Below are 20,748 nucleotides of genomic sequence, written 5' to 3' on the forward strand. Positions count from 1 at the left end.
GGCCGCCCACTGACGGCCGCCCAGCCACTTCCTCCCACGTACAGGGGTCCCCATGTCTGTCTCTGTCCTCGATCTGTTCTCCATCGGCGTCGGCCCCTCCAGTTCCCACACCGTGGGGCCGATGCGCGCCGCCGGGATATTCGTCCAACAGCTCAAATATCAGGGACTGTTGAGCCGTACGACACATGTCCGTGTCGAGCTCTTCGGCTCCCTGGGCGCCACGGGGCGCGGGCACCACACCCCCAGCGCGGTCCTGTGGGGTCTGATGGGGCACCTGCCCGAGACCGTCGACCCGCAGGCCGCGCGCGAGCGGGAACAGAAGGTGCACGACACCGGCCGTCTTCTCCTCCAGGGCACTCGGGAGATCGACTTTCCCGCGGAAGCTCTGGTGCTGCATCAGGACCGGTCCCTTCCGTTCCACGCCAACGGGATGAGGTTCTTCGCCCATGGTGACGGGGACGTACTGCTGTGGGAGAGGACGTATTACTCGGTCGGTGGCGGGTTCGTCCTGGACGAGGACGAGGCGTGCGCCGACCCCGACCACCGGCCCGCCCCCGAGACCCTGCCGTATCCCTTCCACACCGGGCGCCAGTTGCTGGAGACGGCACGGCGCACCGGACTGCCCGTCTCGTCGCTGATGCTCGGCAACGAGCTGACGCGGTGCAGCGAGCCCGAGCTCCGCGACCGCCTCGCGCGGATCTGGCAGGTCATGGAGGACGGCATCGACCGCGGTCTGGCCCACGACGGCATCCTGCCCGGTGGTCTGAACGTCCGGCGCCGGGCGGCCTCCATCGCCCGCAAGCTGCGCGCCGAGGGGGACCAGAACACCCACGCCATGGAGTGGGCGACGGCGTACGCCATGGCCGTCAGCGAGGAGAACGCCACCGGCGGCCGAGTGGTCACCGCTCCCACCAACGGCGCCGCGGGCATCCTGCCGGCTGTGGGCCGCTACTTCCTGACCTTCGCCGCCGACGGGCTGAGCGCCGACGAACGGCAGGACGTCATGGCCTGCTTCCTTCTGACGGCGGGCGCCTTCGGCCTCCTGCTGAAGGAGAACGCCTCACTGTCCGGTGCCGAGGTCGGCTGCCAGGGCGAGGTCGGCTCGGCCTGCGCCATGGCGGCGGCTGGCCTGGCCGAGGTCCTCGGCGGCAGTCCGGAGCAGGTGGAGAACGCCGCCGAGATCGGCCTCGAACACCATCTGGGCCTGACGTGCGACCCTGTGGGGGGTCTCGTCCAGATCCCGTGCATCGAACGCAACGCCATGGCCGCGGTCAAGGCGATCACGGCCGCGCGTCTGGCTCTGCGGGGCACCGGAGAGCACCGCATCGGTTTCGACGAGGCCATGGCCACGATGAAGCAGACGGGAGCCGATATGCCGGCCAAGTACCGCGAGACCTCGCGCGGCGGTCTGGCCATCAATTTCATCCCGTGCTGACGCGCTGGTCCCTGCCCCTGCCGGGGCTCTCCCGACCCTGTAGGCGACGGAGTTGACGGCCCAGCCCGCATCACCCGGTCTGGGCGCCGCTGGGGGCTTCTGAACCAGGCCGGGTACCCTCGGCTCCGTGCCCCGCCATCCGAGGAAGGCTCGTCGCCTGGTCGCCGACGGGCGCGCGTATCTGTGGACGCTCCGTCACAGCCACAGCGTGGCGGGCGGCGACCGGTCATGCTGCGAGACCCTCACGCTGTACCCGCAGCCGACCGGCACGGGCGGGCCACTGCGTATCGTCTTCGCCGAAGGCCAAGGCCGGTACGTCCCGGGCGGGGCGCCCCTGGGCTCCGGAGATGTGGGATACGTACGGGGCGCCTCCCTGAACCTGCACGAACCCGGCGCCGTCCGAGCACTGCTCGACGCGGCATCAACCCGCGGATGGCAGACCGAGGGGCGGCAAGCGGTGGAGATCGACGGCTGGACCCTGCTGCAGGCGGCAGCCACCGCGCGAGCCGGGGGCTCCGGCCCTTCTGGCCCGGAAGACCGACTCCGCTCATGAGACGCACCCCCACATCGAGGGTGTGGCAAGCGGAGGTGAGCAGCCCGCATGCGTCTGCCTGCTTCCGTCGGCCCGTGCAGGGCGCCGGAGCAGGCAGACACATGAGCCGAGGCAGGCATAGGAGCCGAGAGCGCTGGGGCTCTACCGGGCCGCGATCGTCGTTACAGCGTGCCGGTCAGACGGTCGGTGAGCAGTCGGGTGAAGCGGGCCGGGTCGGGCAGTTCGCCGCCTTCCGCGAGCAGCGCGCCTCCGTAGACCAGCTCGGCGATCTCCGCCAGCGCGGGGTCGTCGGCGTTCGCGGCGTGCGCGGTGCGCAGGGCAGTGACGAGCGGGTGTGCGGGGTTGAGTTCCAGGATCCGCTTGACCGGGGGCATCTCCTGGCCCATGGCCCGGTACATCTTCTCCAGGGTCGGGGTCACGTCGTGGGCGTCGCCGACGATGCAGGCCGCCGAGGTGGTCAGGCGTGAGGACAGGCGGACCTGCTTGACGTGTTCGGACAGGGTGGTGGTCAGCCAGGGCAGCAGCGTGGCGAAGTCCTGCTCCCGCTGGGCCTTGTCGGCGTCGGTTTCCTTCTCGCCGTCGGCGTCGTCGTCGAGGTCGACCTGACCCTTGGCGATGGACTGCAGGCGGTGGCCGTCGAAGGCGGGGACCTGGTCCACCCACACCTCGTCGATGGGGTCGGTGAGGATCAGTACCTCGTAGCCCTTGGCGGCGAAGGCCTCCATGTGCGGGGAGTTCTCCACCATCGCGCGGTTCTCGCCGGTCAGGTAGTAGATGGCGTCCTGGCCGTCCTTCATGCGCTCGACGTACTCGCGCAGGGTGGTGGTCTTCTCCGGGTCGTGGGTGGAGGCGGCCGACACCAGCTCCAGCAGCGTCTCGGTGTTGTCGGTGTCCTCGAGCAGGCCTTCCTTGAGCGCGCGGCCGAACTGCTCCCACAGCTTCGCGTAGCGCTCGGCGTCCTTGGACTGCACGGACTTGAGGGCGCCGAGGACCTTCTTGATCAGGCGCCTGCGGACGCCGCGGATCTGGCGGTCGTGCTGAAGGATTTCGCGGGAGACGTTGAGCGACAGGTCGTGCGCGTCCACGACTCCCTTGACGAAGCGCAGGTAGTTGGGCATGAGCGCTTCGCAGTCGTCCATGATGAACACCCGCTTGACGTACAGCTGTACGCCGCGCTTGGTCTCGCGGGAGAACAGGTCGAAGGGTGCCTGCGAGGGGATGAACAGCAGCGCCTCGTACTCGAAGGTGCCTTCGGCACGCATGTGGATCGTCTCGGCCGGAGCCTGCCAGTCGTGGCTGATCTGCTGGTAGAACTCGCTGTACTCGTCCTCGGTGACCTCGGTACGCGGACGGGCCCACAGGGCCTTCATCGAGTTGAGCGTGTCGATGTCGCGGGTGGTGGCGCCCTCTGCATCGGTGCGCTCGGTGGCCATCCGGATCGGCCAGCGGATGAAGTCCGAGTACCGCTTGACGATCTGGCGGATTTTCGGCTCGGACAGGTAGTCGGCGAGCCCGTCCTCGCTGTCGGCGGGCTTGAGGTGCAGGATCACCGAGGTGCCCGTGGGCAGGCCGTCGACGGTCTGGAGGTCGTAGGTGCCCTCGCCGTCGGACTCCCACTGGGTGCCGGACTCGGTGCCCGCACGTCGGGTACGCAGGGTGACCTTGTCGGCGACCATGAACGCCGAGTAGAAGCCGACGCCGAACTGCCCGATCAGGCTCTCGGCGGTGACCGCGTCCTTGGCGTCCTTGGCCTCCTTCATCTTCTCCAGCAGGCCGGCGGTGCCGGACTTGGCGATCGTGCCGATCAGCTCCACGAGTTCGTCCCGGGTCATGCCGATCCCGTTGTCCCGGACGGTCAGCGTGCGGGCGTCGGTGTCGACCTCCAGCGCGATGTGCAGGTCGGTGGTGTCGATATCGGCGAGACCGTCTTCGGTCAGCGATGCCAGCCGAAGTTTGTCCAGGGCGTCGGAGGCGTTCGAGATCAGCTCGCGCAGGAAGATGTCCTTGTTCGAGTAGATCGAGTGAATCACCAGTCGCAGCAACTGGCGGGTCTCGGCCTGGAATTCCATCGTCTCGACACTGTTAGCCATGGGGTTCTCTTTCTCCTTCAAGCCTGTGTGACCGTGTAACTGTGTCGCTGCTTTTATCTGTAAGGCGGTCATGAACGGGTGGGACTGGGGGCCGGGACGGATCACTGTCCGTCGTCGGGGGCTGTAGTCGTGCGTCGGTCTTCGAGGGCGTCCAGGGAGGCCGCCAGGCCGGCATGGCGGGCATCGAGGTAGGGGCGCATGTCGGCCAGGGCCCCGACGAGCTCGGCGGCGTCCGTGGCGCCGAGAGCGGCGTGCAGGGCGGTCTGGGCCGAGCGCGCTCGGGGCGCGAGACCGTCGAGTGCGGTGATCTGCCCGGCGAGGCGGCGCAGGTCGGCGGCGTGGGTCCGGGCCCAGGTGGCCGTGGCGCGATCGGCGGCCCTGGCCTGGCGGGTGGCCGCCACGCGCTGTTCGCCGGTGGTGCCCGCGGCGCCGGGGCGGCCGCGCAGGTAGCGCCGTTCGGCGGCCTGGCGGCTGGCCACGCCTAGGGGGGAGGCCAGGTCGGCCCAGCTGGCGCCCGCGTCGCGTGCGGTTTCGATCAGGCCGGTCTCCCAGCCGGCGAGCTGCTCGCGCACCTGCCGCAGCAACATCAAGGAGGCCAGTGCCTGTGCGGGACCGGGCCCTTTGTCGTCGGGGGCTTCGCACTGGGCGCCGCGCAGCGCGTCGTCGATGGCGGTGAGCGCCGCCGCGGCGGCGAGGAAGGACGCCGGGCTGTGGGTGTCGGTACGGGTCGTGGACGGCTGCGGCTGGTCGGCTACGGTCACGGGCACCTCCCGCGGGGGTTGTCATCAGGTCGACGACACGACCTCTGTCATCGATTGGATGACATGCTACAACGGGGTCATTGCGCCGCAGCGCGTTGGCAGCAATCGCTTGAACCTGCTGGCGACAGGTACCTGGTGGTCTCATCCCCGGCGTGACCGCGGACGCCATCGGCATCGGCATCGGCACCGGCACCGGCACCGGCACCAACGTCGGGCAGAACGTGCTCACCATTAAGGCCGACCCGCGTCGCGGGCGGACTCACCTCGGTCAATCGACACGTCCCCCGCCCGCCCCCTCGTCCGTCCAATGTGCCGCCTTCAGGACGGCGGGGAGCACCTCATCGGCGACGTCGCGGAAGAGTGAGCCGTCGTCGACCGTTGTGTCCTTGCCTCCGTCGTGGATGGATCGCATCGCCCGCTCCACCCACTCCGGTTCCAGGCGCGGCCAGTCCGCCGCGAGGCGCCGCAGAAACATCAGGCGGAAGCGTCGCCGGGTCTCGCGGTCGTTGGGGGCGAAGCTGTTGAGGGCCGTCTGTAGACAGGTGTCGAAGGCCGTGGTCAGCTCCCGTTGCGTACAGTCCTGGTCGACGCGAAGCCACAGGGTGATCATCGCGTGGACCGCCGAGACGGGCAGCTCGTCACCGTTGTCGTAGAACGTGGTGACCGCTGTGTCCCACGGACCCGCCAACGGTTCCAGGCCATGGGCGAAGACGTCGTCCAGCACATCGCACAGAAAGTGGGACTGGATCCGCAGCCACAAGTTCGGGTGCGAGATCCAGGAGAACCAGCCGCCGTCCCGCCTCGCGCTCTGCCGAAAGTGGTTGTCCGCGTTGCGGTCGTACGTCCAGTGCGTGTCCAGCGGCCCGGGGACAGGCTCCGAGTCGGACCGCAGCGCCAGTCGGATCTCCCGTCGGTCGCCGTCCCAGCCGCGTTCGAGCGCCAGCGTGGCGACCAGCCCCTCCCACGCCTCCTCGGGGCACTGCGAACGCCACAGCAGCGCGGCGGCCCGCCACGCCGGTATGACGTCGTGCTCCTGCGGGAACAGCTGGCTGCCGGTGAGTCGTCCCGCCGTCGCGACGGCGAGCACCAGCAGGTTCACGGAGTACCTGGCGGGACCGGCGGTCACCGGGAGCCTGCTGGGTACGTAGTCGCCGTATCGAGTGTCGTGCCGTGCCTGCCCCGCATGCCGGAACAGGTCGAGCAGCACCTCGCGCACGCCGTGGCGGCGCGGCTCCGGCAGAGCGCGCAACCGTTCGCAGGCGAAGGAGACGACGGTGCTGCGGGTGGTCAGGGGCATGAAGGAGAGCAGGGCGTGCAGGTACGCGTCGTCGATCACCGCGGGCCGGGTGCGGCGCGCCGGGGAGCTCGACGCCGCGGTCAGATCCTGCAGATCCTCCAGTTCCTTCGTGACGAGCCGGGCGACCAGGTACTCCCCGAAGGTGGCGTGCAGGAATTCGTAGGTCCGAAGGCGCAGGCCGTCGCGGTTCGCCCGCGACTCGTGGACGAAGTAGAACTGGCCGAGCACGATGTCCGCCGCGCACAGCGTGGCCCGCAGACCGGGTGCGGCGCGGGCCCGGTGGGCATCCGGGGCGAGCGCGGAGAGGTCCGCGTCGAGTTCGGCCACGCCGATCCACTGCCGTCCGCGGTTGAACATGGCGAACGCGACCAGGGACAGCTGGTCGAGCTGCCGTTCCACCGCGGCGTCGCGCTCTTCCTCGGCGAGCCCCGCGGCGGTCTTGCGGACCTCTCGGGCGGCGAAGCTGGTGAGCAGCTGTTCGTAGAGCTCGCCCTCCCCCAGTGACGCGTCGCGCCGTTGCAACGCGTTGCCGTCGGCGTCGTAGAGCGCGAGCATCAGCAGCAGGAGTGGCTGGGATGCCAGGGCTGGGTACCGCAGGGCCACTTCGGGCTCCAGCGGGCGCAGACCGCGGGCGGCGAAGCCGGTGGCATTGGTGGCGTTCCACATCCGCAGCCACCAGGTGACCTGGGCGTCGCTGAACGGTTCCAGGCACAGGGCGAGCATGTCCTCCGCGGGCCGGGCCCGGTCGGCGACCGCGGTGCGGCTGGTGACGACGACCACGGCGGGCCGCCCCTGGGCCGCCTCGCGCCGCTGGAAGTCGCCGACCTTCTGGAGGTAGTCGCTCTGGCCGGCGCCCGTGGCCTGGAGCAGTTCGTCGAAGCCGTCGAGCAGGACGACCGGCAGCGCGCCCGCTCCACGCCGCACCAGCTCCGGCCAGGTCACGGCCTCTCCGGTGGCCGACCGCACGGCCTGCTCGATCTGTGTCTGCAGATCCGCCTCAGCGGCCGCGTCGCGCAGTTCCACTCGTACGACGAGGAAGTCCGCGGGCGGCAGTCGTGCCGCGAGGACGTGGGTGAAGACGGACTTGCCCGACCCCGGCTGGCCGAGGACGACCAGCGGGGCACGGACGGCCCGCGGCGAGGTGAGGTGGCCGAGCAGGAAGTGGTCGAGATCTTCGCGGACCCGCTGTTCGACCCACCACTCCTCCTCGGCGAAGCGGTCGGCGGGGCCGACTTCGGCCACTCGGAAGTCCGGGCTCACGTATGCCGCGGCGAGCGCCGGGAGGCTCAACCCGTCCAGGACGTCCCGTGAGGTGAGGATGGGCCGGTCGAGGACCGCGGCGTGGGCGCGGGCCAGCCCGGCGAGCCAGGGGTCGGGAGTCCGGGGTGCGGCGAGCTCCGAGAGCGCCCGGCCCAGCTCGTCGAGGCCGGCCCGCAGCGACCGGAGCTGGGTCCGCGTTGCCTGGTGGTCGACCAGGTTCGCCCAGAAGGCGACCTCCGGGAAGTCCAGGGCGAGCTGCCGGAACAACTCCTCGTACCGGGTGCAGGCCCGGCCCGGCAGGCCCTCTGACAGCATCTGTTCCAGGCGGTCCCTGCGGGTTTCGTCGAGCTCGTCCCAGAGGGCGAGCCCGGTCACGAAGCGGGTCACCTCGCCCGACAACCGCCGGTAGAAGCCACCAAGCGTTGTGAGGGTCTCCTCGTACGAACGGTGGGGTGAAGGCATCGGCACGTCCGACCGCAGCAGGGCGTCGGCCAGGGCACGCAGGCGCCGAGAGTCGGTCCGCTCTCCCGTGGCCAGCGCCGCCTGTTCGGCGCGGCTCAGCTCCAGGTCCCGTACCGTGCCCGTGAGTTGGGCCTCGGCCAGCACCTCGAAGTACGCGGACAGCACCACCACGGCGTGGGCTGCCGCCAGCCGTTCACCGCGCTCGAAGCGGGAGAGGCCGCGCGCCCGTGTGCCGAGGCCGTGCACGAGGACGGCGCCGAGCCTGGACAGCTCGCCCCTGACGTCGAACAGGCCGGCGGCGAACCCGGCCCCGGTGGCCGTCGACGCGAGCAGCAGCCCTCCGGTCAGCCGGTCGAGCGCGGCGACGGTGGCGTCCTCGCGACCCCCGAGCAACCGGACAGCGTCCTGATAACTCAGCCCCACACGTCTCCCCCCCCGGCACCGGTGCCGACCTCCGCACGCCGACCAGTCTCCCGGACGGGCCCCTTGATCCCCACCCTCGACCCGTCATCGGCTCCTGTTGCCTGAGCGTCGGCGTTTCGGCCAATGCGGCGCTGAGCGCGTGCTCTTGCGCGGCAACGGTCGGTGCAGCACACACCTTCGAAAAGCCGCCCACTCGCTGGGCACGCGACCCGACCGAAAGACACGTGTTCGAAATGGTGGCGGCGTCGTTGAACACGCCGACGCCACCAACGCGCACTCGCGCACTCGTGCACTCGCACACAGGAGGGGGAACACATTGACGTCTGTCGAAGCAGGCAGCGATGACGAGCCAGCGGGCCCGGCGAAGGAACCGCCGCAGGAACCGCCGCAGGAACGGGCACAGAAACCGCCGCAGGAACCGACGAAGAAGCCGGCGCAGGACAGCATCTCCGACGCGGAGCAGGAGCTGTACGGCGGCCGTCTTCGCTACGACCAGTCCTACGTCCGCCACGAACGCCCGCTCACCCGCCTGAAGTTCGGGCACATGGCCGCCGCGCTCCCCCGCATGGTGGCCATGGTGCTGCGCACCGGATGGCAGACGGACCCGCGGGCGCTGGCCGGGGTCGTGACGGCGCAGCTCGGGCAGGGAGTGTCGGCCGGGTGGGGGCTGGTGGCGGTCAACAGCGTCCTCACGCAGCTGTTCGCGGACGGCCCCACGGCGGACAAACTTCGCGACGCCGTGCCGTCGCTGGTGGTGCTCGCGGTCGCGGCGGTGGCCACCGCAGTGTTGGCGGCCTGGTCGACGGCCATGTCCGGCCGTCTCGAGCCGCAGGTGGAGCGGGCGGTCTCCGCCCGGTACTACACAGCCGTCACCGGCGTGGAAGCGGAGGCCGCCGAACGACCCGAGGTCCAACGGGTGCTGGAGGCGGGGAGGTTCGGCGTCGACTCGGCCCGCAGCATGCTGCGCCTGTCGGTCGGCGTGGGCAGCGTGGTGATCGGCATGGTCGCGGCCGCGGTCGTGCTCGCGGCGCTGCACTGGGCGCTGTTGCCGATGCTGCTGGCGATCGCCCTGCCCAAAGGGTGGGGCGCGGTTCGCTCCGCACGCCGGGACTACCTCTCGCGGATGAACTGGATCGATCACCGCAGGGCGATCGCGTCCCTGCTGGCCTATCTGACCCGCCCGCATGCCGCCGGGGAGATCCGCGTGCATGCCGCCGGCAGGAAGCTGCTGTCCAGCTACGAGGAGATGTCACGGCAGACGGAGACGGAGCAGCGGCGCCTCGCGCGGGCGCAGGCGTCCACGGACCTGGTCGCCGGGGCGTTCGCGGGCGTGGCGTCGTTGGCCTGTTACGGGGTGCTGTGGTGGCTGTTGGCGAGCGGTGGTCTGCCGCTCGCCGTGGGCGGGACAGCGGTGATCGCCATCCGTACTTCGACGGCGCGGTTGACGTCGTTGGTGCAGCAGGTCAACCGCCTGTATGAGGAGTTGTTGTTCCTCACCGACACGGAGGACGCCATCAAGGTGGCAGATGAGTACGCCATCCCGATCTCCGGTACGCCGCTGCCTTCGCCCGTCGAGGTACGGACGGAGGCGGTGTCGTTCACGTATCCGGGCGCCGACTCTCCTGCTCTGAGCGGGGTGAGCGTGCGGGTGCCCCGGGGGAAGGTGACGGCCCTGGTCGGCGCGAACGGCTCGGGCAAAACCACCTTGACGAAGGTGCTGGCCGGGCTGCTGCTGCCTTCGGAAGGCGACGTGTGGTGGGTGGGTGAGTCGGGCGAGCGCGTCGAGCTGCGTGAGGCGGACCGCGCCCAGGTCTTCGGCGCCGTCGGGCTGTTGACGCAGGACTTCCCGCGCTGGGAGATGACGGCGGCCGCGAACGTGGCGATCGGCGCCGGTGACCGGCCCCGCGACATGGTCCGCGTCCGCCGGGCCGCTCAGGAGGCGAGTGTGCTCGACCTGATCGAAGGCCTGCCGCACGGCTGGGACTCGATCGTGTTCAAGGGCTACGAACGCGGTGTTCAGCTTTCGGGCGGGCAGTGGCAGAAGCTCGGTACCGCGCGAACTCGCTACCGGCAGGCACCGTTCCTGCTGGTCGACGAACCGACCAGCGCCCTTGATCCGCACGCCGAGATCGCCTCCTTCCGGGGGCTGTGGTCCCTGGCCGAGCAGGGGCACGCGGTGGTACTGGTCACCCACCGGCTCGCCGCGACCATGAAGGCCGACCACATCTACGTCCTCGACCGCGGACGCGTGGTCGAGGACGGCCGCCATGGGGACCTGATGAACCGCGAAGGAGGCCTGTACAAAGGCATGTTCACCGCTCAGGCCGCCCAGTACGGATTAGCTCCGGCGCCCGACCCCCTCCCCGGCCCCCGGGGCCCCCACCCCTCCGATCACCGAACGGCGAGCTGACCCACCCCCCACGACTTCCAGCAGGCCGAGTTTCCAGGATGTGCAGGCGGGTTCCAGCCCCAGGTGGCCGGCCCGCCCGGGAACCACAGTGGGGTGCACGCGGAAACGTCCCTCTCCCGCGACGTGACGCCCCACAGTGTGCTCCGAGGAAGTACAGACCACCGCAGAATGGTCGCTTCCAGCCTGCGAAGCCATAACCGCGCGGATCGCCCAGCACCTGACGCCCACCGCAGGCAAGCCTGTTGAGAAAGCTCACGGAGTCCGACACCGACCCGGCCTGGGTGTGACGCCACACGCACCCAGGTGAACGAAGTGGCTGAAGTACTCTGCCCGCGTGGACGGTACGGATGAGGTGAAGAGCCTTCCCGACTGGCGAGTGCTCGTCGTCGGGGGTGCGTCGGGGATGGGGAAGACCGGTGTCGGGCGGGCGTTGGCGCGACGGTACGACGTCCCCGTCGTGGAGGTCGACGACATCGTGGAGGCCGTCCTCGCGGTGACACTGCCCGAGCACCTGCCGGAGATCCACTTCTGGCGCACGCACCCGGAGGCCGCCCACCAGGCGCCCGAGTCGGTGGTCCAGTGGCAGATCGCCATCGCCAAGGCGCTGGACCCGGCGATCAAGGCGGTGGTGGCCAACCATGTGGACACGGTCACCCCAGTCATCCTGGAAGGGGACTACGTCCTGCCCGGACCGGCGACACCCGACGGTCCGGTCCGGGCCGTCTTCCTCCACGAGGACGACGAGGAACAGGTCACGGCCAACTACCTGCGCCGGGAGCCGGAGGCCGGACCGCAGCGCCATCGCGCACGAGTCAGCGTGCTGTACGGCAGGTGGCTCGCCGCGCAGGCGCGGGCGGCCGGTGTGCCTGTCATCGCCCCGCGTCCGTGGGAGGACCTGGCCAACCGTGTCGCCGCGGCGGTAGGGGACGCCTACGCCAATGACGTGGCGTCTGCCCGAACCGCCGCCACGCAGAGCGTTCCGAGGAGTCTGTAGGCCGCCGGGCACGAGGTGCACGTCGGGCGATTCCTCGCGAGGGTCAGATCGATCAGGCCCACGGACGCGCATGGGTTCGCCACGGACGCTCAGGGGGAATATCACCGCGCTGTAGGTAGGGCCGACACACGCCCGTACCCCTAATTCCCCCTGCCCCGAGGAGGGTTACGGACCCTCGTGCGCACGGGACGGTCTCTCGGAACGGTCCGCACAGGCCGAGCGCGGTGTCGCGCGCAGCGTTCGTCGCGGCGGCCGCCGGGCTCATCACCCTCCTCGTCATTCAGGCGGACACCTCTTTCTGCGGCCGCGCGGCCGCAGAAGGAGGTGAGCGAGAGGGCGGGTGTCTGAGGAACGCAGACACCGCAGACACCGGAGACACCCCGCGCCCGTCGCCCCCGAAGGGACGACGGACGCGGTCACCTGACCACTCCCCCACTCAGCCCCTGACGCGCATGGCGGCCGCGGCGCTGCTCCAGGCTCTGGCCGCCCACCTCAGGGTGGGGCGACATCCCCTGCTGGTTTGACAACGGACGAAACCGGGGCCGTACGAGTCGGACGGTCTCCAACCAACGGTCTCCAACCACCGCGGTAGACGCCGGCCGTTGTCGGGCCTTGAAGCGAGGCGGCGAGGGCACGCTCGATGACCACCCCCGCCCACGATGACGTGTCGGCGGGACTGGTGGCGGGACGGCGACCTCGACGCACCGCGAGTCGATCCCCACGACTGCGCCTGGCGTCGTCGATCGGTCGTGCAGAAGGTCTAGCTGTTCGGTGGCTTGCTTCCATCCGCGAGCATCCGCCTCGGCTCTGGCACGCAGTCCGGCCACGACGTGGCCGCGTTCGCTGCTGCCGAAGGCGCTGACGAGCTCGAGGTCCTCGCGTTGACGCCGCAGTTCGACACCGGGGCCGGGAAGCTGAGGATCGTCCTGTCTGGCAGCCGTCGCGGTTGTCTGCAGACAGCGAAGGGCGCCGTCCCAGGGGATCCGGCGGTGCGCCCAGACGCTGGTAACGCCGCAGGCTGCTGAGGGCACGGCACCTCCGCCGACCACGCAGGCTCTGGCGGCGCGGGACGTCGGACCGGCCGACCTACCGCGCCGCCGCCCCGCCGTGCGGGTCCGGTGCTACTTGAGCATGTCGGCCGCCTCCACCCGGTGGAGGTGGATCACGATGTCGTGGGTCTTGGCGAGCCGGATCTGTGCGGCATTGTCGTTCCAGGGGTAGGTGGCGGCAATGTTCTTGACGGTGCGCGGCTCGGCGAGCCAGGCGCGGGCCGGGGCGGGGGCGGTACGGAGGTCCACCATGTAGTCGCGGTGGCGTACCCGGTCCAGGGTGTGCTCGGTGGTGCCGGGTGCGGACGGGCCGACGGTGAAGCGGTGGACGGCGCCGTCCTGGCCCAGGGCGTTGAACGAGCCCTGATCGAAGGTGAGCCCGGTGCTCAGGTAGTCGCGGCCCAACTGTTCGCGGAGGAAGTCGCCCTGGACCTTCGGGTGGGTTCTGGCGGTGTAGGTCCTGAGGGCAACGTGGCTGTTATGGGCGGAGAGCGCGATCTTGTCGCCGGTCTGCTGCTGCCACCAGGCGACGTTCTGCGCCATGACTTGGTCGCGGTAGCGCATGGCGGCGGAGACGGCCTGTGGATCGTCCCAGTCGAAGGCGTACATGGTGGTCATCTGGTGGATCGCGGTGGCGTGCTGGATCGCCCAGGCACGCGCGTCGGCGTCGGTGCCCCTGCCGGACCGCTGCTTGAGCAGGTTCAGTGCCCGGCCGGTCCGCTCGGCGAGCTCCTTGCGTTCAGCCAGCGGCTTCGACAGGTAGTCCTCGACATATGTGTCGGCGTCGGTGGTGGGCCGCAGGCCCTGGTACAGCTCGGTGAGCTTCGCGCTGAGTTCGGGGCGTTCCGCGGCCGCGTAGGCACTCACCTTGTCGTACAGCTCACCACCGGCGAACCCGTTGTCGTCGCCGACGAAGTGGACCGGGTCCTTGGGATGCTTGACGTTGTACGCGCGCATCCACTGGAGCAGATCGCGGTACTCGGCGTTGTTCCAGAACTGGTAGCTGCCCTGGAACTCCTCGTCCATGATCTGCTTCAACTCGCCCTCGCCGCGCAGGAGGTAGGCGTCGAGGCGCAGTCCGGTGCTCCAGGGGGCTTCGAGGGCGAAAGCCCGGAAACCCTTCTTCTCGACCAGGTACCGCAGGATGCGGTGCTTGACGGTGAAGAACTCGTGCGAGTTGTGGGTGGCCTCGCCCAGGCCCACGACCTTGGCGTCACCGACCATCCGGCCGAACGGGCGGAGGTCGGTCAGGCTGCCGCGGGGCTCGGTGGTGCGCAGGGGGTGGGCCACCCGGTCAAGGGCTGCCTTCGGGGAGCGGGCCGCGTTGGCGTCGGGGGCCGCGGCAGCTGGCGGGGCGGGCGGGGTAGCCGAGGAGGCGGCCGGGGCGACGGCCAGGGTGGCGCCGATCGGGATGAGGAGGGCGGCGAGCAGGGCCTTGTGCGTTCTCATGTGCCCAACCCTCGCCGGGCGGTGGTGCCTCGGACCATCCAGCGCGCCCCCCGAACGCCCCGGGCGCTAGCTACACCCCTCCAGGGGCCATGACCAGTACTGCGGTCCTGGTCCAGGTCCTGGACTTGGTCCTGGCCCTGAAGGGGCGCGGGGGTCAAGTAGCTTGGTTCTGCGCGCCTTTGTTCGAGTCATGCCCCCAGGCTCTGCGTCACGGGCAGGCACTCGGCGAGGAGGTCGACGACGTCGCGCCAGGCTCGCTGCGCGTGCTGTGGGTGGTAGCCGACGCCCGGGACAGTGGGGTGGTCGACCGGCGGGTGGTGGAAGGCGTGCAAGGCGCCGCCGTAGACCGTCAGGCGCCAGTCGACGCCCGCGTCCTGCATCTCGGCGGTGAACGCATTCCGTTGCGCGGGCGACATGATCGGGTCTTCCGACCCGACTCCGGCCCACACCGGGCAGCGGATGCGTGCGGCCTCGCCCGGTCGGCCCGTGGTGGTCGCGTTGACGGTCCCGATCGCGCGCAGGCTGGCCCCATCGCGCCCGAGTTCCAGTCCGATGGCGCCCCCGGTGCCGTAACCGATGGCGGCGATCCGGTCGGGGTCGGCCCGTTGTTCGGCAAGCAACACGTCGAGCGCCGCGTGGCCGATGTCCCGCATCCGGTCGGGATCGGCGAGCAGTGGCAGGCAACGGGCCAGCATCTCCTCGGGGTCGGCCAAGTAGCGGCCGCCGTGCAGGTCGAAGGCCAGGGCCACGTATCCCAGCTCGGCGAGAGCGTCGGCCCGGCGGCGCTCGACGTCACTGAGCCCCATGCCTTCCGGCCCGAGCAGCACCGCGGGCCGGCGATCGACACCGGCCGGGAGCGCGAGGTGCCCGACCATCGCCAGACCGTCCGCCTGGTACTCGACCGTACGCGTCGTGATCATCGTAGTCGTCGTCATGAGGCTGGACTGTAGTGATCGTCGGTCCTGGCACGGCCGGTGTTCTGCCACTGGCAGAGCGGCGCGCACATCTCTACCTGATCTGAGCTGAAGCCTGCACAACGTCCGCGCAACGTAGGAGTTGAGGGACGCCCGTGTCTCGGCCGATCTCGTCCGCAGTTCTTCGCGGTCTGCCGCACGGTGAAGGGCACCGTGTTGTCGTGGTCAGGCTGGAGGCACGGGTCGTGGGCATCTGACGAAGGCGGAGTGGGAAGACGCCGACGTCCCGAGCCGCAAAGAACACGCTGTCTCATCGTGCCCTCCTCACCTCGATGTTTGGCTCCAGCGAACGCGATCGTTCAGTTTCAGGTGCCGTAGACACCGGTCATCGCCAGAACCGCGAGGACGGGCATCGGCACGAACAACAGGTCTGCCCAGGTCCAGTCCGGACTGCGCCGGACATCAGGCACCTTCCCGGGCGCCCAGGCCGGGCCGGCTTCGCACGGCGCATCTGCTGCGCCGCGGCGGGCGTCCTCCCACGGTCGATGAGGGACGCGGAGAACGCGTATATCTCGATGACGTCGCCTCCAGTGGTGGTGACCGTCATGCCGTCCTCGGTATCGACGCGGCGGATGGCCCCACCGGGAATCCAGGGGCGCCCCCAGAAGCCGATGACCTGCAGACCGTCCGCATAGACATCGACACGGGGCCGGACAACCGCGCGCCACATGAACCGCGAAAGCGCGAGCAGGAAGGCGCCAAAGGCAGGCGCCTCTCCGGGGTCGTTACCGTTCCACCCCTCGACCATGGCCCAGACACCGAACGCCTCGGCGGCCAGAATCATGGGGATCCCCCCGATGGGGCCACTCTTGCGCCGCGCGATCACTATGGGCTTTCCCTGGCGAAGCGGAATGGTCTTCCACGTAACGACTCGCAGGCGAGCCGCGCGGCAGCCGACCCGAAACAGCCGGTCAACGGTGCCTCCGCCGCGCCGCGCAATACCAAGCCAGTTGACGCCGGGCGGCCGAGCTCATCGAGACGGCGATCGACGTGACGCTGGATCAGGATTTCCTCCGCTCGACCCGGCGTATGAAAACCGAGGGCATCACGGGCGCGAAAGGGTGCCGCCGCCCTGGGCTGGGTCATCACTACGTCCGCGCTCTACACGCGGGGCAGCAAGCAGGCTTTGCTGTTGTCGCCCGACGCCAAAAGGGACCCGGTACGTGTGAAGGTCATGGCTGACCGGTGGGTGAAACGGCAGGCTCGTATGAAGGACCTCGACGAGTCGTACGCCGACTTCGGCAAGCGATTCCGTGTTGCCGCTCCGCCGGGGGCGGTCACTGATTTCGAAATAGCGGCGGAGATCTACGCCGCGGAGTAAATCGCCGGGCAAGGACAAGTGGCGGCGGCCACACTCGCCACGGTGGCCCTGCTCGCCGTACAACTGCTGTCCCGCCCGTCGATCTCGACCTGCTCCGGGAGCTGGCGGCGAGGCCCGGGGCGGAGACGACAGGTCGCGTCAGTGTTTGCCCATGCCGATGAAGAGCGCGTCGACGATCCGGTCCGCGTACGCGTGGGTCAGGGGCTCCTGGGTGATGAGCAGCTGGAAGTAGAGCGGGCCGGAGAGGACGGCCATGGCCAGGTCCAGGTCGAAGTCGGGCGACAGCTGACCCTGTTCCCGGGCCGCCTTCAGGCGGGCGACGGTCAGCTCGGCCTGTGGGGTGATGAAGCGCTCGTTGAGCGCGGCGGCGACCTGGGGGTCGCTCTGCGCCTCGCCGATCAGGGCCTGGTACAGCGGGCCGAAGGGCGGGGTGCCCAGCAGGTCGATGGCCGCGTGCATCTGCGTACGCAGGTCGGACACGATGTCGCCCGTGTCGGAGAAGTCCAGGCTTGACCGGTGCAGGGAGAGCAGGGAGTCGAGGAGCAGGGCACCCTTGGACGGCCATCTGCGGTAGATGGTGTGCTTTCCGGCCCCGGCCCGCGCGGCGATCGCCTCGATGCTGAGCTTCGCGTAGCCGATCTCCTGACCCAGCTCCAGCGTGGTCCGCATGATGGCCTCGGTGCGGGCGGTGCCGCGGTGGGAGTCGGTCATGGCACCACCTTAACGGCACGGCACGTGCCGTACTTGACGGGGGACGGTTTCATGCGCTGTTCTTTGCGGGCGGCACGACACGTGCCGTTCCATATTAAGGAGCGTGGACCCTGCTGCTCTGCTTGCTCCGCATGCGCGTACGCATGCAAGTCGCCCAATTCACTTGCCACTTCCGGCACCTTCGACACGTACGACTCGTTTGGCTCGTTCGATACGTCCCATACTTCTGGCACGTCCGATGCGACGATCCGTCTCCGGCTCACCCGACACACCCGGCATTCCTGCCACACCCGGTACACCCGGCACGCCCGGCACACCACGCACACCCGAACCGTCGGACATCCGCTCTCCTCTGACGTCCGCCCCCTCCGAAAGGAAGCCATCACAGATGCCGCCCGTTCCCGCCGACCCGACTCAAGTCCACCCGATGCCCGAGCAGCCTCGCGTCGTGCTGCTCAAGCCGCTGGTGACCTCGCCGTTGATCGAGGTCGGGGAGTTCACGTACTACGACGACCCCGAGGACCCGACCGCGTTCGAGACTCGCAACGTCCTGTACCACTACGGGCCCGAGAGGCTGGTCATCGGGAAGTTCTGCGCGCTGGGCGAGGGCGTGCGGTTCATCATGAACGGCGCCAACCACCGCATGGACGGCCCCTCCACGTTCCCCTTCCCCATCATGGGCGCGTCCTGGGCCGATCACTTCGACCTCATCAGCGGCCTGCCCGGACGGGGCGACACCACGGTGGGCAACGATGTCTGGTTCGGCTACCGGGCCACCGTGATGCCCGGCGTCCGCATCGGCCACGGCGCGATCATCGCCTCCGGCTCCGTCGTCGTCGACGACGTTCCCGACTACGGCATCGTCGGCGGCAACCCCGCGCGTCTGCTGCGCCGCCGCTACAGCGACAGCGACCTCGACCGCCTCCTCGCGCTGGCCTGGTGGGACTGGCCCCTGCCACACCTCACCGAGCACCTGCGCACGGTCATGTCCGGCACCGTCGACGAGCTGGAGGCCGCGGCACCCGGCGACGACATCGTCGCGCCCTGAGCACCCTTCGCCCATATAACGTCGGCATCCTGCTCACCCAGACCGGTATGTCCACGCCGGATTCGGCGCGGGCGATCCATGACTTCTGGACGACGCTCTACCAGGTGATGGACGACTGAGCGGCACTTCCCCGGCACTCCCCCGGAGACGACCCCACCTACTCCTCTCCCCGTTTGTCGGTGTTCCTGGCCGCCATGGTGTGGAACACCTTCTTCGGTTCCCAGCGCCTCTCGTCGAGCATCCGGACCACGCCGTACGAACCCGGGTCGTGCTCTCCGGGCCTGCTGTAACCGGCGAAGGTGAACCAGAGTGCGGTGTCCACGCCCTCCTCCTCGAAGATGTCCAGCAGTTCGGTGAGGTAGCGGGCCTGCTCGTCCTCGTCCGGGATCGCGTCACGCGGCACCTGCCAGGCCATGCCGCCGCGTTCACCCGCGCCCCGGTACGCGCAGGTTCCGTACTCGGTCACCGCGACCGGCTTGCCGTGGCTCATGTGCGCGCGCAGCTCGTCGCGGAAGCTGTCGGCGTTGTACGCGGCCCGGTAGGCGTCGACGCCGACGACGTCGAACGGGGCCCAGTCCACGGCCTCCCAGGGTGCCGAGGCGTAGGTGATCCGTCCGCCGAAGTGGCGGCGGACGGTCGCGGCGACCTGGGAGAGGAACGCGTTGACGCTGTCCTGTACCGGTCCGAGGGAGGACCACCACTCCATGTCGGCGTCGGCCATGGCCCGCAGGCGGTCGCCGTAGGTCTGGCCCGGCAGGAAGCCGCCGCAGAACGCGCTGACCTCGCAGCCGGCGACGAACACGACGTCTGCTCCGGACTCCCGGACGGCCTCGGCTCGCGCCGCACAATCGGCGAAGTACGGGAGCAACTGATCGCGGGGATGGTCCACGGGGAAGGGGGCGAACCAGACTTCCAGGCCGGCGTCAGCGGCGTGGCGGGCAGCGATGCTCAACCGTTCCGGCTCCCGCCCGGAGATGCGGACGGCGTCGCAGTGGAGGCCCCCGGCGATCACTCTCATGTCGTGTCGGACCGTTTCAGGGGTGAAGTCCTTGCGGGAGAGTTCTTCGCCCGGGAGGAACCCGGTGTCGTAGTTGATGCCTCGTGCGCGCACGTGAGAGTCCCTTCGCCGGCCCGTGGCCATGTCGCGATGCCGTCGGCCGAGCGTACTCAACCTGCCCTGCGCGGCGCCCACTTGAAGGTGCTCAGCGGCGCACTCGCGGCATTCCCAGGCCGATCCACGAGATGATCTCGCGTTGGATCTCGTTGTTGCCGCCGCCGAAGGTGAAGATCACCGCCGAGCGGTAGCCGCGTTCGAGTTCGCCGTGGAGGACAGCGCCCGACGAGCCCTCCTTCAGGGCGCCGGCCGAGGCGACGACTTCCATCAGCCAGGCGTACGCGTCGCGGCGTGCCTCCGAGCCGTAGACCTTCACCGCGGAGGCGTCCTGCGGAGTGAGGGTGCCTTCCTGGACGGCGTTCACCATCTGCCAGTTGAGGAGCTTCATCGCGTCGAGCCTCGCGTGGGTCCTCGCCAGGCGCCCGCGGACCCAGGTGAGGTCGATGACACGGCGGCCGTCGGCCAGCTTGGTGTCCATCGCCCAGCGTTGGACGTTGTGGAGAGCGCGGATCGCCATCGTGCCGTGCGCGGCGAGCGTGACGCGTTCGTGGTTGAGCTGGTTCGTGATCAGGCGCCAGCCCTTGTTCTCCTCGCCGACGCGGCGCGAGGCGGGTACGCGGACGTTCTCGTAGTAGCTGGCTGTCGTGTCGTGCGAGGCGAGGGTGTTGATGAGGGTGCAGGAGTAGCCCGGGTCGCTCGTGGGGACCAGGAGCATGGTGATGCCCTTGTGCAGCGGGACGCCCTCTTCCGGGGTGGCCGTACGGACCGCGAGCCAGACCCAGTCCGCCGTGTCGCCGTTGGTCGTCCAGATCTTCTGGCCGTTGACCGTGTAGTGGCCGGTCTCCTCGTCGCCCTCCCGCACGGCCTTCGTCTTCAGCGAGGCGAGGTCCGTACCGGCGTCGGGTTCGCTGTAGCCGATGGCGAAGTCGAGTTCGCCGGAGAGGATCCGCGGCAGGAAGTAGGCCTTCTGCTCGTCCGTGCCGAACTGCATGATCGTCGGTCCCACGGTGTTCAGCGCCATCAACGGCAGCGGCACGCCCGCCTGCGCCGCCTCGTCGAAGAAGATGAACTGCTCCATGGGCGAGAGGCCGCGCCCGCCGTACTCCTTGGGCCAGCCCACCCCCAGCCATCCGCCCGACCCCAGGCGACGGACGGTCTCCCGGTAGAACCGCTTCTGAGCGGCGGGTTCGCCGTACCGCGCGTAGGCGTTGTCCGGTACCAGCTCGGCGAAGTACGCGCGCAGCTCGGTGCGCAACTGCTGCTGCTCAGGCGTGTATTCGAGGTGCACTGCCCCTCCAGGCTCTACCGGCTCGAAGCTCGGCTCGCTCGGTCCCGGACCTGACGGCGGACAGAGTAGAACCCGTTGCAGAAATAGGGAATGGGTGGGGTGGTGATGA

General features: G+C 69.6%; 15 protein-coding genes. 6 read left to right on the forward strand and 9 right to left on the reverse strand.

What is annotated here, in order from left to right; all coding sequences use genetic code 11:
- The first annotated feature begins 52 nt into the window (after positions 1-52).
- Both DEJ48_RS02805 and DEJ48_RS02810 read left to right on the forward strand, forming a co-directional pair.
- A complete protein-coding gene (locus DEJ48_RS02805; protein WP_150214143.1) occupies positions 53-1,435 on the forward strand; it encodes an L-serine ammonia-lyase in 1,383 nt (460 codons plus the stop codon).
- Between the two features lie 127 nt (positions 1,436-1,562).
- On the forward strand, positions 1,563-1,988 hold the full coding sequence (locus DEJ48_RS02810) for a hypothetical protein (protein ID WP_150214145.1): 426 nt from the start codon (positions 1,563-1,565) through the stop codon (positions 1,986-1,988).
- A 161-nt stretch (positions 1,989-2,149) separates the two neighbouring features.
- Here the strand turns inward: DEJ48_RS02810 and htpG are convergent, their stop codons facing one another.
- From htpG to DEJ48_RS02825, 3 genes are all read right to left on the reverse strand, one after another.
- The gene (gene htpG / locus DEJ48_RS02815) at positions 2,150-4,078 is read right to left on the reverse strand and encodes a molecular chaperone HtpG (protein WP_150214147.1); all 1,929 of its coding nucleotides are present in this window, start codon (positions 4,076-4,078) and stop codon (positions 2,150-2,152) included.
- A 101-nt stretch (positions 4,079-4,179) separates the two neighbouring features.
- The gene (locus tag DEJ48_RS02820) at positions 4,180-4,839 is read right to left on the reverse strand and encodes a type III effector protein (protein WP_150214149.1); all 660 of its coding nucleotides are present in this window, start codon (positions 4,837-4,839) and stop codon (positions 4,180-4,182) included.
- 268 nt (positions 4,840-5,107) lie between these two features.
- Positions 5,108-8,281 (reverse strand): NACHT domain-containing protein, encoded by a 3,174-nt coding sequence (locus DEJ48_RS02825; RefSeq protein ID WP_411757414.1) that lies wholly within the window; start codon positions 8,279-8,281, stop codon positions 5,108-5,110.
- Between the two features lie 316 nt (positions 8,282-8,597).
- On the opposite strand from DEJ48_RS02825, the gene DEJ48_RS02830 reads away from it, so the two are divergent.
- Positions 8,598-10,691: an ATP-binding cassette domain-containing protein gene (locus tag DEJ48_RS02830; protein WP_150214153.1), complete on the forward strand. Its 2,094-nt coding sequence runs from the start codon at positions 8,598-8,600 to the stop codon at positions 10,689-10,691.
- Positions 10,692-11,025: 334 nt separating this feature from the next.
- Positions 11,026-11,685, forward strand: coding sequence for a hypothetical protein (locus DEJ48_RS02835; protein ID WP_223831853.1), 660 nt, complete (start codon positions 11,026-11,028; stop codon positions 11,683-11,685).
- A 1,121-nt stretch (positions 11,686-12,806) separates the two neighbouring features.
- Here DEJ48_RS02835 and DEJ48_RS02840 read toward each other — a convergent pair.
- The 3 genes from DEJ48_RS02840 to DEJ48_RS02850 form a co-directional block, all read right to left on the reverse strand.
- Positions 12,807-14,183 (reverse strand): erythromycin esterase family protein, encoded by a 1,377-nt coding sequence (locus DEJ48_RS02840; protein WP_150214155.1) that lies wholly within the window; start codon positions 14,181-14,183, stop codon positions 12,807-12,809.
- Positions 14,184-14,371: 188 nt separating this feature from the next.
- The gene (locus DEJ48_RS02845; RefSeq protein ID WP_223831854.1) at positions 14,372-15,118 is read right to left on the reverse strand and encodes a dienelactone hydrolase family protein; all 747 of its coding nucleotides are present in this window, start codon (positions 15,116-15,118) and stop codon (positions 14,372-14,374) included.
- 364 nt (positions 15,119-15,482) lie between these two features.
- The gene (locus tag DEJ48_RS02850) at positions 15,483-15,941 is read right to left on the reverse strand and encodes a hypothetical protein (RefSeq protein ID WP_150214157.1); all 459 of its coding nucleotides are present in this window, start codon (positions 15,939-15,941) and stop codon (positions 15,483-15,485) included.
- Positions 15,942-16,331: 390 nt separating this feature from the next.
- On the opposite strand from DEJ48_RS02850, the gene DEJ48_RS39575 reads away from it, so the two are divergent.
- Entirely contained in the window at positions 16,332-16,478 is a 147-nt protein-coding gene (locus tag DEJ48_RS39575) for a hypothetical protein (RefSeq protein ID WP_190537156.1), read from the forward strand.
- A gap of 138 nt (positions 16,479-16,616) precedes the next feature.
- Here the strand turns inward: DEJ48_RS39575 and DEJ48_RS02855 are convergent, their stop codons facing one another.
- Entirely contained in the window at positions 16,617-17,189 is a 573-nt protein-coding gene (locus DEJ48_RS02855; RefSeq protein WP_223831855.1) for a TetR/AcrR family transcriptional regulator, read from the reverse strand.
- 388 nt (positions 17,190-17,577) lie between these two features.
- Between DEJ48_RS02855 and DEJ48_RS02860 the strand changes: the two genes are divergently transcribed.
- Entirely contained in the window at positions 17,578-18,237 is a 660-nt protein-coding gene (locus DEJ48_RS02860; protein WP_150214159.1) for a CatB-related O-acetyltransferase, read from the forward strand.
- A 157-nt stretch (positions 18,238-18,394) separates the two neighbouring features.
- Here the strand turns inward: DEJ48_RS02860 and DEJ48_RS02870 are convergent, their stop codons facing one another.
- A complete protein-coding gene (locus DEJ48_RS02870) occupies positions 18,395-19,348 on the reverse strand; it encodes a hypothetical protein (protein ID WP_150214162.1) in 954 nt (317 codons plus the stop codon).
- A gap of 91 nt (positions 19,349-19,439) precedes the next feature.
- Positions 19,440-20,639, reverse strand: coding sequence for an acyl-CoA dehydrogenase family protein (locus DEJ48_RS02875; RefSeq protein ID WP_150214164.1), 1,200 nt, complete (start codon positions 20,637-20,639; stop codon positions 19,440-19,442).
- Between the last annotated feature and the right edge of the window lie 109 nt (positions 20,640-20,748).

Source organism: Streptomyces venezuelae, from assembly GCF_008642315.1.
GTDB classification, from domain to species: domain Bacteria; phylum Actinomycetota; class Actinomycetes; order Streptomycetales; family Streptomycetaceae; genus Streptomyces; species Streptomyces venezuelae_D.